The organism is Leifsonia sp., from assembly GCF_051955155.1.
Classification (GTDB): domain Bacteria; phylum Actinomycetota; class Actinomycetes; order Actinomycetales; family Microbacteriaceae; genus Leifsonia.
On sequence record NZ_JBQCGZ010000082.1, the window covers coordinates 1 to 17,058 of the forward strand.

Sequence of the window (17,058 nt, forward strand, 5' to 3'; positions counted from 1 at the left end):
GTGCAGCAGCGCGTGGAGATCATCAAGGCGCTGTCCCAGAACGCGAAGGTGCTCGTCTTCGACGAGCCGACCGCCGTGCTGACCCCGCAGGAGACCGATGAGCTGATGGCGATCATGCGCCAGCTCAAGGAGCAGGGCACCGCCATCGTCTTCATCACGCACAAGCTGCGCGAGGTGCGCGAGGTCGCCGATCGGATCACCGTCATCCGCCTCGGCAAGGTGATCGGCGAGACCGAGCCCACCGCCACCAACGCCGAGATGGCGTCGATGATGGTCGGCCGTGCCGTGTCCCTGACCGTGGAGAAGGCGCCGGCGACGCCGGGCGACGCCGCGCTCGTGGTGAAGGACCTGTCGGTGATCGACCCGATCGGCCAGCTGGTGGTCAACAAGGTGAGCTTCGAGGTGCGCGCGGGCGAGATCCTCGCGATCGCGGGCGTTCAGGGCAACGGGCAGACCGAGCTGACCGAGGCGATCCTCGGCCTGCAGCCGCGCGTGGAGGGCGAGATCCTGCTCGACGGCAAGCCCATCCAGGGCCGCAGCCCGCGCAAGGTGCTCGACGCCGGCGTCGGTTTCGTGCCGGAGGACCGCAACGAGGACGGCCTGGTCGGCGAGTTCAGCATCCAGGAGAACCTGATGCTCGACCGCTCGACGGGGGAGCCGTTCGTGAAGGCGGGCAACATCCAGTTCTCGTACCTCAAGGACTTCGCGGAGGAGAAGGTGCGCGAGTTCGACGTGCGCACCCAGTCCATCGACCAGAAGGTCGGCAGGCTCTCCGGCGGCAACGCCCAGAAGGTCGTCCTCGCACGCGAGCTGAGCCGCGACCTGCGGCTGTTCGTCGCGGCGCAGCCGACGCGCGGCCTGGACGTGGGCTCGATCGAGTTCGTCCACAAGCGGATCGTGGAGACCCGCGACTCCGGCGTGCCCGTGATCGTCGTCTCGACCGAGCTGGACGAGGTCGCTGCGCTGGCGGACCGCATCGCCGTGATGTACCGCGGGGGGATCGTTGGAATCGTGCCGGGCGACACCTCGCGTGACGTCCTCGGCCTCATGATGGCCGGCGAGGCGCCGGAGCAGGCAGGAGCAGCAGCATGACCGGGACCCCGACAGCAGGAGCGCCCGCCGCGCCGGCGCAGCCCGCGCAGCCGTCCCCGTCCACCGGCAAGCCGGAGAACGACGACCGCTGGAACAAGGCGATCCGGGACATCATGGGCGGCCCGGTGGTCATCTCGATCCTGGCCGTCGTGCTGGCGCTCGTCGTCGGCGCCATCCTGATCGCGGTCACGGACCCGGGCGTGCAGAAGGCCGCCGGGTATTTCTTCGCCCGGCCCGGCGACACGTTCTCGGCGATCTGGACCTCCGTCTCCAACGCCTACGTGTCGATGTTCCAGGGCGCGATCTACAACTTCCGCCGCCCGACGTTCGCCGCGGGCATCCGCCCGCTGACGGAGACGCTGTCGTTCGCGACGCCGCTCATCGTCAGCGGTCTCGGCGTCGCGCTCGCGTTCCGCGTCGGCCTGTTCAACATCGGTGGCCAGGGGCAGATCCTGATCGCCGCCGCCGCGTCCGCGTGGGTGGGCTTCTCCTGGAACCTGCCGCCGGTCATCCACCTGGTGCTGGCGATCGTCGCCGGCATCGCGGGCGGCGCGATCTGGGCGGGCATCGTCGGCCTGCTGAAGGCGAGGACGGGCGCGCACGAGGTGATCGTGACGATCATGCTCAACTACATCGCGTTCTATCTCGTCGCGTACATGCTGCGCACGCAGGGCCTGCTGCAGGCGCCGGGCTCGAACAACCCGAAGGCGCCGGCCATCCACCCGAACGCCGTGTTCCCGCCGCTGTTCGGCGACCAGTACAACGTCACCTGGGCGTTCGTCGTCGTCGTCGGCGCGACCGTGCTGGTGTGGTGGCTGATCAACCGGTCGAGCCTCGGCTTCCGGTTCCGCGCCGTCGGCGAGAACCCGAACGCGGCGCGCGTCGCCGGCATCAACGTCAAGAACGTCTACGTGTACGCGATGCTCATCGCCGGTGGCCTCGTCGGCATCGCCGGTGCGAGCCAGGCGCTCGGCGTCTTCCCGCAAGGCATCAGCTCCGGTGTGGACGCCGGCATCGGCTTCGACGCCATCACGGTGGCGCTGCTCGGCCGCTCGCGGCCGTGGGGCGTCTTCATCGCGGGTCTGCTGTTCGGTGCGCTGAAGGCCGGTGGCTTCACCATCCAGGCCGCCAACGACATCCCGATCGACATCGTCCTGGTCATGCAGTCGCTGATCGTCCTCTTCGTCGCCGCGCCGCCGCTGGTGCGGGCGATCTTCCGCCTGCCGACGCCGGGGAGCGCGCCCCGGAGACCGCGTCCCATCGTCACGAAGGAGGTGGAGGCCAAGTGAGCGCTGCGGCCCCCGTCATCCCCGACTCCTCGCCGATCGTCCTCGAGAAGGCCGAGATCCGGTCCTGGAAGGCGCCGATCGCCTTCGGCGTCTTCGTGCTGCTCAGCCTGATCCTGTTCTTCGGGTTCCCCCGTCACGGCGAGAGCACGTTCCGGTTCTCCGAGGCCGGCGACGCGATCAAGCTGCCGAACCTCACGGTGGACGCGTTCGCGACGACGATCGTCGTCACCATCCTGCTCGCCGTGCTGACCGCGGTGAGCGCGTGGTTCTCCTGGAAGGCGCGCAAGACGCCGATCTGGATGGTCGTGCTCTTCGCCCTGATCTTCATGTTCGGCTTCCTCGCCTGGGCCGGTTCCGGCCAGCTCCCGGTCCCGGTCACCGGCCTGCTGCTCGGCACGATCACGCTCTCCGTCCCGCTCGTCTTCGGTGCGCTGGGCGGCGTGATCTCGGAGCGCGGCGGTGTCGTGAACGTCGCCATCGAGGGCCAGCTGCTCGCCGGCGCGTTCGTCTCGGCGATGACCGCGACGCTCACCGGCAGCTGGGTCGTGGGCCTGTTCGCCGCGATGATCGCCGGCGTGCTGGTGTCGTTCGTGCTCGCCGCGTTCTCGATCAAGTACCTGGTGGACCAGGTGATCGTCGGTGTCGTGCTCAACGTGCTGGTCACCGGCCTGACGAGCTTCCTGTACTCGCAGGTGCTCGCCGCCGACCCGGCCAAGCTGAACCACCCGCCGCGGCTGCCGAATTGGCCCATCCCGGTCCTCAGCGACATCCCGGTGATCGGCAAGGTGCTGTTCGACCAGACGATCATCGAGTACCTGATGTACGTCGCGATCTTCCTGGTCTGGTTCGGCCTGTTCAAGACCCGCTGGGGTCTGCGCCTCCGCTCGGTCGGCGAGCACCCGGAGGCGGCGGACACCGTCGGCATCAACGTCAACGGCACCCGGTTCTGGAACGTCTCCCTCGCGGGCGCGGTGGCCGGCCTCGGCGGTGCATACTTCACGCTCGGCTCGGTGGGCGCCTTCTCCAAGGAGATGACCGCCGGTCAGGGCTTCATCGCCCTCGCGGCCGTGATCTTCGGACGCTGGGACCCGATCCGGGCCACCCTCGCGGCGCTGCTGTTCGGCTTCGCGTCCAACCTGCAGAACGTGCTCAGCATCATGGGCTCACCGGTTCCGAGCGAGTTCATGCTGATGCTGCCGTACGTGATCACCATCGCCGCCGTCGCTGGGCTCGTCGGCCTCTCGCGGGCGCCGGCGGCCGACGGGAAGCCGTACATCAAGTCATGAGCACCGTGAATCCGGCAGCGGCGTCCATCGACTGGGAGGCGCTGCGCACCGCGGCCGTCGAAGCGATGTCGCACGCGTACGTCCCGTACTCGAAGTTCCCGGTCGGCGCCGCGGCCCTCGTCGACGACGGCCGCATCGTCAGCGGCTGCAACGTCGAGAACGCCAGCTACGGCGTGACGCTGTGCGCCGAGTGCGGCCTGGTCTCCGCGCTGGCGATGTCCGGCGGCGGCCACCTCGTCGCGTTCACGTGCGTGGACGGCGACGGGGCGACCCTCATGCCGTGCGGGCGCTGCCGTCAGCTGCTGTACGAGCACTCGGCCGACGGGATGCTGCTGGAGACCGTCTCCGGCATCAAGACCATCGACCAGGTGCTGCCCGACGCGTTCGGGCCGCGCCAGCTCGCCGCCTACGCGGCGGAGCACGAGAACGACGGAACAGGAACCCAGGCGTGACCGCAGCAGGAGTCGAGGCGTTCGACGCCGTCGATCTGATCAGGACCAAGCGCGACCGCGGTGAGCTGAGCACCGCCGAGATCGACTGGCTGGTGGACGCGTACACGCGCGGCTACGTGGCCGACGAGCAGATGTCCGCGATGACGATGGCCATCTTCCTCAATGGGATGAGCAGGCGCGAGATCAAGGACCTCACGCTCGCCATGATCGCCTCCGGCGAGCGGATGGACTTCTCCGGCCTCGGCAAGCCGACTGCCGACAAGCACTCCACCGGAGGCGTCGGCGACAAGATCACGCTCCCGCTGATGCCGCTCGTCGCCTCCTTCGGCGTCGCCGTCCCGCAGCTCTCCGGCCGCGGCCTCGGCCACACCGGCGGCACGCTCGACAAGCTGGAGAGCATCCCCGGCTGGCGCGCGAACCTCAGCAACGAGGAGATGTTCGAGCAGCTGCGCAACCAGGGCGGCGTCATCTGCGCCGCCGGCTCCGGCCTCGCCCCGGCCGACGGCAAGCTGTACGCGCTGCGCGACATCACGGGGACGGTCGAGGCCATCCCGCTGATCGCGTCCTCGATCATGTCCAAGAAGATCGCGGAGGGCACGGGCGCCCTGGTGCTGGACGTGAAGTTCGGCTCCGGCGCGTTCCTCAAGGACATCGAGCAGTCCCGCGAGCTGGCCCGCACGATGGTCGAGCTCGGAACGGACGCCGGCGTCGCGACGTCCGCGCTGCTGACCGACATGAACGTGCCGCTCGGCCTCGCCATCGGCAACGCCAACGAGGTGCGGGAGTCGGTCGAGGTGCTCGCCGGCGGCGGCCCCGCCGACATCGTCGAGCTGACGATCGCGCTCGCGCGCGAGATGCTGGCGCTCGCGGGCAAGCCGGACGCCGACGTCGAGGCCGCGCTGAAGGACGGCCGCGCGATGGACAAGTGGCGCGAGACCGTGCGCGCCCAGGGCGGCGACCCCGACGCCGCGCTGCCGGTCGCGAAGGAGACGCACACCGTCGTCGCGGAGCAGGACGGCATCCTGGTCGAGCAGCAGGCCCTCCCGTTCGGGATCGCGGCCTGGCGGCTGGGCGCGGGACGCGCGCGCAAGCAGGACCCGGTTCAGCACGCGGCGGGCGTCGACCTGCACGCGAAGCCGGGCGACACCGTCCGCGCCGGCCAGCCGCTGTTCACGCTGTCGGCGGACGAGCCCGCCCGCTTCGAGCGCGCGCTCGAGGCCGTCGAAGGCGCCTACCGGATCGCCCCCGCCGGCACCCCCTTCGAGCGCACGCCGCTCATCGCCGACCGCATCTCCTGACCGCACAACGCGGTTGGCCGCGGGCACGAGACCACCAGTAGATTGAAGGACATGAGCGCGAACGAGAACGGTACCTACACGCTGGCGGACGGGACGGACATCGGGGCGCTCCCCAAGGTCTCGCTGCACGACCACCTGGACGGCGGCCTGCGCCCGTCGACCGTGCTGGAGCTCGCGGACGAGATCGGCCTGGAGCTTCCGGCGAGCGACGCCTCCGCGCTCGCCGCCTGGTTCGGCGAGAAGTCCAACTCCGGCTCCCTCGTGGAGTACCTGAAGACGTTCGACCTCACCACCGCGGTGATGCAGACCCGCGAGGGGCTGACCCGCGTCGCGCGCGAGTTCGTGCAGGACCTCGGCGCGGACGGCGTCGTCTACGGCGAGATCCGCTGGGCCCCCGAGCAGCACCTGTCGCGCGGGCTCAGCCTGGACGAGACGGTCGAGGCCGTGCAGGACGGCATCGAGCAGGGCATCCTGGATGTCCGCGAGACCGGCAAGCGCATCCGCGTCGGCCAGCTGATCACGGCGATGCGCCACAACGACCGCGGCCTGGAGATCGCCGAGCTCGCTGTCCGCCACCGCGACCGCGGCGCCGTCGGCTTCGACATCGCGGGGCCGGAGGCGGGCTTCCCGCCCTCGAACCACCGCGCCGCGTTCGACTACCTCGCCGCGCAGTTCTTCCCGACCACGGTGCACGCGGGCGAGGCCGACGGACTGGACAGCATCCGCAGCGCCCTCCTCGACGGCCGCGCGCTGCGCCTCGGTCACGGCGTGCGCCTGGCCGAGGACATCACGGTCGAGCGCCAGGACGACGAGAACACCTACGTGACGCTCGGCACGCTCTCGCAGTGGGTGAAGGACCGCGAGATCGCGCTGGAGACCAGCCCGACCTCGAACCTGCAGACCGGCGCGATCGCGGCCTGGGGCGACGACATCCTCGACCACCCGTTCGACCTGCTCTACCAGCTCGGCTTCCGGGTGACGGTGAACACCGACAACCGCCTGATGAGCGGGACCACCCTCACCAGGGAGCTGAGCATCCTCGCCGACGCGTTCGCCTACGACCGCACCGACCTGGAGATCTTCCAGCTGAACGCCGCCGCCGGCTCCTTCCTGCCGGTGGAGGAGCGTGAGGAGCTCGCCGAGATCATCACAGCGGGTTTCGAGGGTTCCTGACCCCTCTGGCGATACGCTGGAACCATGCCACTGCCACCGTTGCCTGCTTCCGCCGTGACCGTCGGGGCCCACGCCGCCGACTGGCGCGAGGCGGTGGAACTGGCCGGTGAGGCGCTCGCACGCTCCGGCGCGACCGAGCAGGGCTACTCGGCCCGGATGGTCCAGGTGATCGAGGAGTTCGGCGCCTACATCGTGATCGCGCCCGGCCTCGCCCTGGCGCACGCGCGTCCCGGGCCGGACGTGAACCACGACGGCCTGTCCGTCGTCATCCTGGACGAGCCCGTGGTGTTCGGCCACCCGCACAACGACCCGGTCTCGGTCGTCCTCGGCCTCGCGGTGACGACCCCGGAGGCGCACGTGACGAGCGTCGCCGAGCTGGCGAATGTCTTCAACGACCCGCAATCGATCCCCGCGCTCGCGGCGGCGACCGACGTCGAGGAGGTGCAGCGCATCCTGACGCTCACCGAGGAGGAGGCGGCGCGGTGAAGATCGTCGCCATCTGCGGCGTCGGTGTCGGCACGTCCGGCATCCTCAAGGTGAACGCGGAGCGCGTCCTCGACCGGCTCGGCCTGGACGCGGACGTGACGGCGGCGGACGCCGCCTCGATCGCGACCGCCGCCGCCGACGCGCAGATCATCCTGACCTCGCCCGAGCTGGTGGACCGGATCGGCAAGACGAACGCCGACGTGATCGTGGTGCAGAACTACTTCGACCTGGACGAGCTCGAGCAGAAGCTCGACGAGGCGCTGGGCTAGAGCGCGCCCGTCACGGGGCCGGCGTCGCCTGCGACGTCAGGGCGTCGATCAGCCCGGGGAAGCGGGCGTCGAGCTCCTCGCGGCGCAGCTGGATCTCGTGGGTGCGCCCGCTGACGATGGTGCGCGTGATGCCGGCCTCGCGCAGCGTCTTGAAGTGGTGGGCCATCGTCGACTTCTGCACGTCGACGCCCCACTCGGTCATCGACTTGGGATGCGGGCGGCCGTCCGCGAGGGCGCGCACGATCTGGAGGCGGATCGGATCGGCGACCGCGCGCAGCACATCCACCAGCTCCACATCCTCGATGTCGGGAACGGGGTAGTCGGTCATGCGGGCGCCTCGAAAAAACTGTTTGACAATGATCGAACAATAGTCGTACCGTGACGGTATGACACTCGTCGAACAATCATACCGCGGAGCGACCCTGAAGCTCGTGGTCCTGGCGGCCGCGATGTTCGTGGTCGGCACCAACGCGTTCGTCATCGCCGGGCTGCTGCCGCGGGTCGCGGCCGGACTGGGATCGACCGCGGAGGCGGTCAGCTACTCGATCACGATCTACTCGCTGCTCGTCGCCGTCGCGGCGCCCGCGGTGTCCATCCTGCTGCCGCGCGTTCCGCGGGCGGCTCTGATGGCCGTAGGGCTGGCCGTCTTCGCCGCCGGGACCGCCGTCGCGGCGCTCGCGCCGAACCTCGGGGTCTTCATCGCCGGCCGGTCGATCGCGGGCATCGGCGGCGCCGCCCTGGTGCCGACGGCGACCGCGGCCGCCGCCTCGCTCGCCGCACCGGAGACGCGCGGGCGCGCGCTCGCGCTCGTCGGTGCGGGGTTCACCCTGGCGACCGCGGTCGGCTCGCCGCTCGGCACCGCGCTCGGCGGCATCGCCGGCTGGCGGTTCGCGATGTGGTGCATCGTCGCGATCGGCGTGCTGCTGGTGGCGGCCATCCCGCTGCTGGTCACGGGCGTGCCCACCTCGGCAACGGTGTCGCTGCGGCGCAGGCTCGCTCCGCTCGCCGACCTGCGCGTCGTCGCGCCGCTCGCGACCACGCTGCTGATGGTCGCGGGGTTCAACATCGTCTACATCTTCTCCGCCGCCGTCACCCGCGCCTCCACGGGCGGCTCGGGGACGCTGCTGGCCGTCCTGCTGCTGGCGTACGGCGTGGCCGGGGTGGCCGGGAACGCGGTCGCCGGGCCGTTCACCGACCGCTTCGGCAACCGCAGGGTCGCCGTCGTGGCGCTCGCCGGGCAGGCGGTCGCCCTGATCGCCCTGCCGTTCGCGGAGGCGTCGTTCGCCGCATCCATCGTGGTGTTCGCGATCTGGGGCGTCGCCGCCTTCGCCATCGCGATCCCGGTGCAGCACCGGCTCGTGAACGTGGACCCGGAGAGCTCGGCGCTGGCACTGTCCTGGTACTCGACGGCGATGTACGTCGGCATCGCCATCGCGCCTCCCATCGGCACGCTGGCGCTCGCCGCCGGCGGCGCGGTCGCCGTCCCCGTGGCCGGCGCCGTCGTCACGGTCCTCGCCCTCGCAGCCTTCCTCCTCGGCTACGCCGCCCGCTCCCCGCGCCCCGCGGCCTACGTCCAGGCCCGCGGGCCCAGGGAAACCGTCGCGAAACGGGCGGATTCGTGACGGTTTCCCTGTGCTCGGCGGCTGGTCAGCGGGTGAGGGCGCGCATGGCGTCGGCGAGGGCGGCGACGCGGGCGGTCGCGGTCGCGCGGCGCTCGGCGACGGTGCCGTCGTCGCTCGACGCGTCGATGTAGATCTTGAGCTTCGGCTCGGTCCCGGACGGGCGGACCATGACCCGAGAGCCGTCCGCGAGACGGATGCGCAGCACGTCGCTCGGCGGCAGCCCCTCGAAGCCGTCGCTCAGGTCGTCGATGCGCTCCACCGCCACCTCGCCGAGGCGCGCGGGCGGCGCGGACCGCAGGGCCGACATGATCTCGCCGATGCGGGAGAGGTCGGTGACCCGGATCGAGATCTGGTCGCTCGCGAAGAAGCCGAACCGCTCGGCGAACGCGTCCAGCTGGTCGGCGAGCGTCCTGCCCTCCGCGGCGAGCGTGTTCACCAGGTCGAGCAGCGCGGTCGCGGCCGAGATACCGTCCTTGTCGCGCACCGTCCCCGGGTTCACCAGGTAGCCGAGCGCCTCCTCGTAGCCGTAGATGAGGCCGGGGGCGCGGGAGACCCACTTGAAACCGGTCAGCGTGTCCGCGAAGTCCAGGTGGTAGGCCGCGGCCACGGCGGCGAGAGCGGGGGAGGAGACGACCGAGCAGGCCAGCGCCCCGGACGGCGCGGCGTCGCCGGCCGTCGCCGTGGCGAGCTCCGCGGCGCGCCAGCCGAGCAGCGCTCCGACCTCGTTCCCGCTGAGCCGGCGGTAGCCGTCCGCGGAGGCGGGGTCGGGGATGGCGACGGCGAGCCGGTCGGCGTCCGGGTCGTTCGCGATGATAAGGTCGACGCCCGCCTCGCGCGCGGTGGCGAACGCCAGATCCATCGCGCCCGGCTCCTCCGGGTTCGGGAACGCGACGGTCGGGAACGCCGGGTCGGGGTCGCGCTGGGCGACGACGACGGTCGGCTCCGCGAACCCGGCCGCCTGGAACACGGCCTGGGCGGTGCGCCAGCCGACGCCGTGCATCGCGGTGTACGCGAACGAGACGGCGTCGCGCGGGGCCGTCGTGGTCGCGACCGCGGCGGTCGCGTCGATGTACGCGCGCTCGACGTCCTCGCCGGCGACCTCGTACTGCTCGGAGCGCGGCAGGTCGGCGACGCTGCCCTGCGCCACCTCCAGGATGTGCGCGGCGATCTCGGCGTCCGTCGGCGAGACGATCTGGGAGCCGTTGTCCGCGCCGCCCAGGTAGACCTTGTAGCCGTTGTCGTTCGGCGGGTTGTGGCTCGCGGTGACCATCACGCCCGCGCTCACGTCGAGGTGGCGGACCGCGAACGCCAGCACCGGCGTCGGCAGCAGCCGCGGCAGCAGCACGGCGCGCACCCCGGCACCGGCCATCAGCTCGGCGGTGTCCCGCGCGAACACGTCCGAGTTCTTGCGGCCGTCGTAGCCGATCACGACCGACGGCGTGCCGCCCTCGGCGTGCTCGAGCAGCCAGCGGGCGAACCCGGCGGCCGCCTGCGCGACCAGCACCCGGTTCATCCGGTTCGGTCCGGCCGCGATCTCGCCGCGCAGGCCGGCCGTGCCGAAGGCGAGCCGGGTGTCGAAGCGGGAGTGCAGGTCGGCGACGGCCTCGGCCGAGCCGGACTCGGCCGCGACGATCAGCGACTCGAGCTCCTGGCGGGTCTCCGGGTCGGGGTCCTGTGCGAGCCAGGCGCGGGCGTCGGCGATGACCTGCTCGGTGTCGCTCACAGCGCCTCCACGATCTGGGCGAGCAGGGCGCTGATCACCGGCTCGGCTTCGCGGCCGGCGTCGATGACCTCCTGGTGGCTGAGCGGCGTCTTCTGGATGCCGGCGGCCAGGTTCGTGATGAGCGACATTCCGAGGATCTCCATCCCGGCCTGGCGGGCGGCGATCGCCTCCAGCGCGGTGGACATGCCGACGATGTGGCCGCCGATGGCCTTCGCCATCTGCACCTCGGCCGGCGTCTCGTAGTGCGGGCCGCGGAACTGCGTGTAGACGCCCTCGTCCAGGCTCGGCTCGATCGACTTCGCGACCGCGCGCAGCCGCGACGAGTACAGGTCCGTCAGGTCGATGAACGTCGCGCCCTCGAGCGGCGAGTCCGCGGTCAGGTTGATGTGGTCGCTGATCAGGACGGGCGTTCCCGGCTTCCAGTGCTCCTTGATGCCGCCGGCGCCGTTGGTGAGGATCATCGTCGTCGCCCCGGCGGCCGCTGCGGTGCGGACGCTGTGGACGACGCGGCGGACGCCGTGCCCCTCGTAGTAGTGCGTGCGGGCGCCGATCACGAGCGCGTGCTTGCCGTTCGGGAGCCGGATCGAGCGGAGGGTGCCGACGTGGCCCTCCAGGGCCGGCGTGCTGAAGCCGACGATCTCGGTCGCCGGGACAGTCGCGACGGTCTCGCCGATCAGGTCGGCCGCCTTGCCCCAGCCGCTGCCCAGCGTGAGGGCGATGTCGTGGCGGGGGACGCCGGTCTTCTCCGCCAGCTGCGCCGCCGCCTCCCGCGCCACCTCGAACGGGTCGGTGGCCGGGTCGTCGAGCGGGTTCTGAGTGGTTTCGAGCATGAGCCAACTCTACTGAGCACCCCGGGCCGGTACACGGACGGGCGTCTGCGCATCGGTGCAGGCATACGGAAGAATGGATGGCATGGCCTATGAATTCGAGCGGAAGCAGCGGATCGCCGTGCTCGGCGGTGGACCCGGCGGCTACGAGGCGGCGATCGCCGGCGCGCAGCTGGGCGCCGACGTCACCCTGATCGAGCGCTCCGGCGTCGGCGGCTCCGCCGTCATCACCGATGTCGTCCCCTCGAAGAGCCTGATCGCGACGGCCGAGGCCACCAACTCCATCGCGGAGGCGGCCGACCTCGGCGTCCAGTTCTTCTCGCGCACCGAGCACGGCAAGCCGGTGCGGCCGGAGATCGCGGTCAACCTCGCCGCCGTCAACAAGCGGCTGATGGGCCTCGCGCGCCAGCAGTCCGAGGACATGCGGGCCGAGCTGGTGCGCTCGGGCGTGCGGATCGTCACCGGCGAGGGGCGCCTCGACGGGTCGAGCGCTGTCATCGTCTCCACCGCCAAGGGCGACTCCGGCACCGACTTCGACCGGGTGGAGGCGGACACGATCGTCATCGCGGTCGGCGCCAGCCCGCGTATCCTGTCGTCGGCCGAGCCGGACGGCGAGCGCATCCTCACCTGGACCCAGCTCTACGACCTCGGCTCGGTGCCGGAGCACCTGATCGTCGTCGGATCCGGTGTCACCGGCGCGGAGTTCGCCTCGGCGTACACGGCGCTCGGCTCCAAGGTGACGCTGATCTCCTCGCGCGACCAGGTGCTGCCCGGCGAGGACGCCGACGCCGCCCGGGTGATCGAGAACGTCTTCAAGCGCAACGGCATGCAGGTGCTCGCCAAGTCGCGCGCCGAGTCCGTCGTCCGCACCGAGGACGGCGTCGTCGCGACGCTCACCGACGGCAGGACCGTCGAGGGTACGCACTGTCTGATGGCGGTCGGCTCCATCCCGAACACCGCGGGCATCGGGCTGGAGGAGGCGGGCGTGCAGCTCACGCCGTCCGGCCACATCCGCGTGAACCGGGTGGCCCGCACGTCCATCCCGAACATCTACGCGGCCGGCGACTGCTCCGACCTGCTGCCGCTGGCCTCCGTCGCCTCGATGCAGGGCCGCACCGCCGTCTTCCACGCGATGGGCGACGCGGTGAACCCGATCGAGCTGCGCAACGTGACCTCCAACATCTTCACCCAGCCCGAGATCGCGACGGTCGGCTGGAACCAGAAGCAGATCGAGGACGGCATCGCGCAGGGCGACATCTACAAGCTGCCGCTGAAGTCCAACCCGCGCGCGAAGATGCTGGGCATCAGGGACGGCTTCGTGAAGCTGTTCGCCCGCACCGGCTCCGGGACGGTGATCGGCGGCGTGATCGTGGCGCCACGCGCGTCCGAGCTGATCTTCCCGCTGGCGCTCGCCGTGGAGCACCGGCTCACCGTCGACCAGGTGGCGCGCGCGTTCACGGTCTACCCCTCCCTCTCCGGCTCGATCTCGGACGCCGCCCGCGCGATGCACATCGTGCTGTAGGAAGGGGTCGGGGGGATGGAGGAGCTCCTGGTCGTCGGCGTCCTGGCCGTCCTGACCATCGCCGCGGCGACCACCTTCGGCCCGCGGTTCGGGGTCGCCTCGCCGCTCATCCTCGTCGTGGTCGGCATCCTGGTCAGCTTCCTCCCGTTCGTTCCCGCGCTCGAGCTGGAGCCGGAGTGGATCATCGCCGGGGTGCTGCCGCCGTTGCTCTACTCGGCGTCGGTGTCGATGCCGTCGATGAACTTCCGGAGGGAGTTCGGCGCCATCGGCGGGCTCTCCGTGCTGCTCGTGATCGTCAGCTCGGTGCTGCTCGGCCTGTTCTTCGCGTGGATCATCCCCGGCCTCGGCATCGGCTGGGGCATCGCGCTCGGCGCGATCGTGAGCCCGACGGACGCGGTGGCGACCGGGATCGTCAAGCGCGCCGGCGTCTCGCCGCGCGTGGTCGCGATCCTGGAGGGAGAGAGCCTGCTCAACGACGCCACGGCGCTCGTGCTGCTGCGGGCTGCGGTCGCGGCGGCCGCCGTCGCCACGTTCACGATCGGCGCGGTGACGCTGTCCTTCATCTGGTCGGTGCTCGTGGCCGTCGTCTTCGGCGCCGTGGTCGGCCGGCTGAACCTGGTGGTGCGGGCGCGGGTCACGGACGCGACGGTCAACACGGTGATCTCGTTCACGGTGCCCTTCCTGGCCTCCATCCCCGCCGAGGCGCTCGGCGCCTCCGGGCTCGTCGCCGCGGTCGTCGCCGGTCTGATCACCGGCAGCAGGGCGCCGCGGGTGCTCTCGCCGGAGCACCGGCTCTCCGACGCCCAGAACTGGCGGACGGTCGAGCTGGTGCTGGAGGGGCTGATCTTCCTGACGATGGGCCTGGAGCTGTTCGGCATCGTCCAGAAGGTGCAGAACGACCACGCCGGCGTGCTGCCCGCCCTCGGCATCGCGGCCGCGGCGCTGGTGCTGACCATCCTGGTGCGCGCGGCGTTCGTCGCGCCGCTGCTCGCACTGCTGGCCAGGCGGAACCGGCGCAGAGCGCGGATGCGGCCGACGCTGAGCCGGCTGCAGGAGCGGCTGGAGGACCCGGAGGCGACCAAGCGGATGCTGGAGCGCGGCGCGATCGCGCGCGGCGAGCGGCCGGCGCTGCCGGGGACCGGATCCGCCCCGTCCGACCGCTCCCGCTCGTCCCTCCCGGTCCCGGCGGCCGGGGCCGAGGGGCTCGCCGGTGAGGGTCCGGTCGTCGCCGTGCCGCCGCAGGTGCAGGCGGCCATCGACCGCGCACGTGCCCATCCGAAGAGCTGGCGGGCCCGCGTCGCCCGCCGTCGGCGTCGGTTCACCGTGGAGAACCTCGCCCGGTTCGGCACCCGGTTGCGGCGGACGCTCGCCGACATCGACTACTTCACCGGGGCGCCGCTCGGCTGGCGCGAGGGCACGATCGTGGTCTGGGCCGGAATGCGTGGAGCCGTCACCGTCGCCGCCGCGCAGAGCCTCCCCGGGGATACGCCGGGGCGCAACGTGCTGGTGCTGATCGCCTTCCTCGTCGCCGCGGGCTCTCTGCTGCTCCAGGGCGGGACGCTGGGCCTCGTGCTGCGCCTGGTCAAGCCGGCCGCCGCCGACCCCCAGGCCGAGCGCGACGAGCGCCGCCGGCTGCTGGAGCTGCTGCACGAAGCCGGCGAGCAGGTGCCGTCGCCCGCGACGACCGAGCGCACCCCGGAGGCCTTCAACGAGCACAAGGCGGCGCGCCTGAAGCGCATCCGGGCGCAGCGCTCGGCCCTCCTCGACGCCAGGGACGACGGCACCTTCAGCGCCGACGTCCTCGCCGGCGCCCTCAGCAACCTCGACGCCGACGAGATCAGCATCGACCTCAAGGGCGACCCCACCGAACCCACCGGCTGACCCGCCTCCTCCCGTCCACCCCTCGTCCGAAAGGGAGGACATCCCAGCCCTCACGGCCCCGAAATCCTCCCTAAGAGGCAGCGCCCGGGCGTGTCGCTTCAGATGTCCTCCCTTTCGCGCATCCCGTTATCCACAGATCCACCCTTCGCACGCCATGGTCCCCGGCAGCGCGCGACGATCGGGGGATGACCTGGTACGACGAATTGCATCGCCTGGGCGCCGCATCCACTCATCAGCTGGTCGCAGCGGGGGCGACCCCACGCGCGCTGACGGCCGCCGTCCGTGCGGGAACGCTCATCCGAGTGCGGAAGGGAAGGTACGCGCCACGGGGAACCCCGGCCCCCGTCCTCGCCGCACTCCGCGCCGGTGCGCGGCTGACCTGCGTCTCGGCTGCCCGCAGCTACGGGCTCTGGGGCGGGATGGACGCGCGAACACATCTGCTCGTCCCGAAGCACGCCGGCCGGAGCGCGGAGGAGCCCGGTCAAGTGCGGCACTGGGGCGAAGCCGAGCACGGAGAGATCTGGCGCGTCTCGCTCGCCGACTGTCTGCGCTCCGTCGTCCGATGCGCCGAAGAGGAGACCGCCGTTGCCGTCCTCGACACCGCGATCTCAGCGGGGCTGACTACTCCGCGGCGATTGCCGATCGCCTTCCTCCGCGAACCGGCCCGAAGCCGGTCGATCGCCGCGCGCGCACGTCCTGGGTCCGATTCGGGGGTGGAGTCCATCCTGCGCCAGCGGCTGACCTGCCGCGGGCACCTGGTCGAGCAGCAGGTCGCGGTGGCGGGAGTGGGGCGTGTCGATGCCCGAGTGGATGGAGTCCTGTTCATCGAGGTCGACGGCTACCGCTACCACTCCGGTCGCGACGCGTTCGAGCGGGACCGGGTCCGGGACCTCGGAATGGCCTTGGCCGGAGGACGGAGGCTGCGGTTTCCGGCGTCGCTGGTCCTCAGCGACCCGGATGGCGTGGTGGCGGCCATCGAGGCCGTGTTGGCACGGGAGGACGTCACGCTTGGAAACGCAGGCTGATGCGACAAAGGGAGGAGTTCCGGGCCGTTTGGGCCGGGAACTCCTCCCTTGCGAACGCGGCGCGGGTCAGACGATGGTGAGGAGGAGGTGGCCGGAGGAGACGGTCTCGCCGACGGCGGCGTTGATGCCGGAGACGGTGCCGTCCTTGTGGGCGGTGAGCGGCTGCTCCATCTTCATCGCCTCGAGCACGAGCACGAGGTCGCCCTTGACGACCTCGTCGCCGTCGGCGACCGCGACCTTGACCACGGTGGCCTGCATCGGCGCGGTGACCGAGTCGCCGGTCGCGGTGTCCACCGCGTGCGCGGCGCGCCGGCGCGGGGCAGGGGCGGTCTCCTGAGCGCCGCCGGTCAGCAGGCGCGCGGGCAGCGACACCTCGATGCGCTTGCCCTCGACCTCGACGACGACGTTGCTGCGCCGCTGCGCGGGGGACTCGGCGAGCTCGCCGGCCCACGGCTCGATGCCACCTGCCCACTCGGTCTCGATCCAGCGAGTGTAGATGGAGAACGGCTCGCCGTCCTGCGGGGCGAAGGCGGGGTCGCGCACGATCGCGCGGTGGAACGGGAGCACGGTCGGCAGGCCGGCCACCTCGAACTCGTCGAGGGCGCGGCGGGAGCGCTCCAGCGCCTCCTCACGGCTGGCGCCGGTGACGATCAGCTTCGCGAGCATCGAGTCGAACGCACCGCTGACCACATCGCCGGCCTGGACGCCGCTGTCGACGCGCACGCCGGGGCCGCCCGGCGCCTTGAAGACGTGCACCGGCCCGGGGGAGGGGATGAAGTTGCGGCCGGCGTCCTCGCCGTTGATGCGGAACTCGAACGAGTGGCCGCGCGCGATCGGGTCGTCGTAGTCCAGCTCGCCGCCCTCGGCGATGCGGAACTGCTCGCGCACCAGGTCGATGCCGGTGACCTCCTCGGAGACCGGGTGCTCGACCTGCAGACGGGTGTTCACCTCGAGGAAGGAGACGGTGCCGTCCTTGCCGATCAGGAACTCGCAGGTGCCAGCGCCCTGGTAGCCGACCTCCTTGAGGATGGCCTTGGACGCGCTGTACAGCTTCTCGGTCTGCTCGGGGGTGAGGAACGGCGCCGGCGCCTCCTCGACCAGCTTCTGGTGGCG

General features: G+C 71.4%; 16 protein-coding genes. 12 read left to right on the forward strand and 4 right to left on the reverse strand.

The genetic code is table 11. The annotated features are described in order from the left end of the window. The 8 genes from ACTHMF_RS08465 to ACTHMF_RS08500 form a co-directional block, all read left to right on the forward strand. A partial coding sequence (locus ACTHMF_RS08465) for an ABC transporter ATP-binding protein (protein WP_440317089.1) occupies positions 1–1,092 on the forward strand: 1,092 nt, incomplete at its 5' end. Then, complete coding sequence (locus ACTHMF_RS08470) at positions 1,089–2,381, forward strand: ABC transporter permease (RefSeq protein WP_314146939.1); 1,293 nt, start codon at positions 1,089–1,091, stop codon at positions 2,379–2,381. The genes ACTHMF_RS08465 and ACTHMF_RS08470, both read left to right, overlap by 4 nt. Then, positions 2,378–3,667, forward strand: a complete 1,290-nt coding sequence (locus ACTHMF_RS08475; RefSeq protein ID WP_440317090.1) for an ABC transporter permease — start codon at positions 2,378–2,380, stop codon at positions 3,665–3,667. Before ACTHMF_RS08470 ends, ACTHMF_RS08475 begins: the two co-directional genes overlap by 4 nt. Next, complete coding sequence (locus ACTHMF_RS08480) at positions 3,664–4,119, forward strand: cytidine deaminase (protein ID WP_440317091.1); 456 nt, start codon at positions 3,664–3,666, stop codon at positions 4,117–4,119. Before ACTHMF_RS08475 ends, ACTHMF_RS08480 begins: the two co-directional genes overlap by 4 nt. After that, positions 4,116–5,417: a thymidine phosphorylase gene (locus ACTHMF_RS08485; protein WP_440317092.1), complete on the forward strand. Its 1,302-nt coding sequence runs from the start codon at positions 4,116–4,118 to the stop codon at positions 5,415–5,417. Before ACTHMF_RS08480 ends, ACTHMF_RS08485 begins: the two co-directional genes overlap by 4 nt. A 51-nt stretch (positions 5,418–5,468) precedes the next feature. After that, positions 5,469–6,590 carry an adenosine deaminase gene (locus ACTHMF_RS08490; RefSeq protein WP_440317093.1) on the forward strand — a complete coding sequence of 374 codons (1,122 nt, stop codon included), beginning with the start codon at positions 5,469–5,471 and terminating at the stop codon, positions 6,588–6,590. A gap of 24 nt (positions 6,591–6,614) precedes the next feature. Then, the gene (locus tag ACTHMF_RS08495; RefSeq protein ID WP_314146944.1) at positions 6,615–7,076 is read left to right on the forward strand and encodes a PTS sugar transporter subunit IIA; all 462 of its coding nucleotides are present in this window, start codon (positions 6,615–6,617) and stop codon (positions 7,074–7,076) included. After that, entirely contained in the window at positions 7,073–7,345 is a 273-nt protein-coding gene (locus ACTHMF_RS08500; protein ID WP_314146945.1) for a PTS sugar transporter subunit IIB, read from the forward strand. Before ACTHMF_RS08495 ends, ACTHMF_RS08500 begins: the two co-directional genes overlap by 4 nt. A gap of 10 nt (positions 7,346–7,355) precedes the next feature. Here the strand turns inward: ACTHMF_RS08500 and ACTHMF_RS08505 are convergent, their stop codons facing one another. Continuing rightward, positions 7,356–7,673: an ArsR/SmtB family transcription factor gene (locus tag ACTHMF_RS08505; protein WP_314146946.1), complete on the reverse strand. Its 318-nt coding sequence runs from the start codon at positions 7,671–7,673 to the stop codon at positions 7,356–7,358. Between the two features lie 58 nt (positions 7,674–7,731). Here ACTHMF_RS08505 and ACTHMF_RS08510 point away from each other — a divergent pair, with 58 nt between their 5' ends. Next, positions 7,732–8,967 carry an MFS transporter gene (locus ACTHMF_RS08510; protein ID WP_440317096.1) on the forward strand — a complete coding sequence of 412 codons (1,236 nt, stop codon included), beginning with the start codon at positions 7,732–7,734 and terminating at the stop codon, positions 8,965–8,967. A 25-nt stretch (positions 8,968–8,992) separates the two neighbouring features. On the opposite strand, the gene ACTHMF_RS08515 is transcribed toward ACTHMF_RS08510, so the two are convergent. Further along, complete coding sequence (locus tag ACTHMF_RS08515) at positions 8,993–10,690, reverse strand: phospho-sugar mutase (protein WP_440317097.1); 1,698 nt, start codon at positions 10,688–10,690, stop codon at positions 8,993–8,995. Continuing rightward, entirely contained in the window at positions 10,687–11,520 is an 834-nt protein-coding gene (locus ACTHMF_RS08520) for a purine-nucleoside phosphorylase (protein WP_314146520.1), read from the reverse strand. Before ACTHMF_RS08520 ends, ACTHMF_RS08515 begins: the two co-directional genes overlap by 4 nt. A gap of 82 nt (positions 11,521–11,602) precedes the next feature. Between ACTHMF_RS08520 and ACTHMF_RS08525 the strand changes: the two genes are divergently transcribed. From ACTHMF_RS08525 to ACTHMF_RS08535, 3 genes are all read left to right on the forward strand, one after another. Next, on the forward strand, positions 11,603–13,039 hold the full coding sequence (locus tag ACTHMF_RS08525) for an NAD(P)H-quinone dehydrogenase (protein WP_314146521.1): 1,437 nt from the start codon (positions 11,603–11,605) through the stop codon (positions 13,037–13,039). A 15-nt stretch (positions 13,040–13,054) separates the two neighbouring features. Further along, positions 13,055–14,920 carry a cation:proton antiporter gene (locus tag ACTHMF_RS08530; RefSeq protein WP_440317098.1) on the forward strand — a complete coding sequence of 622 codons (1,866 nt, stop codon included), beginning with the start codon at positions 13,055–13,057 and terminating at the stop codon, positions 14,918–14,920. A 185-nt stretch (positions 14,921–15,105) separates the two neighbouring features. Continuing rightward, positions 15,106–15,945, forward strand: a complete 840-nt coding sequence (locus tag ACTHMF_RS08535) for a hypothetical protein (protein WP_440317099.1) — start codon at positions 15,106–15,108, stop codon at positions 15,943–15,945. A gap of 66 nt (positions 15,946–16,011) precedes the next feature. Here the strand turns inward: ACTHMF_RS08535 and ACTHMF_RS08540 are convergent. Next, positions 16,012–17,058: ATP-binding protein (locus tag ACTHMF_RS08540; RefSeq protein WP_440317100.1), on the reverse strand; the 1,047-nt coding region annotated here is incomplete at its 5' end.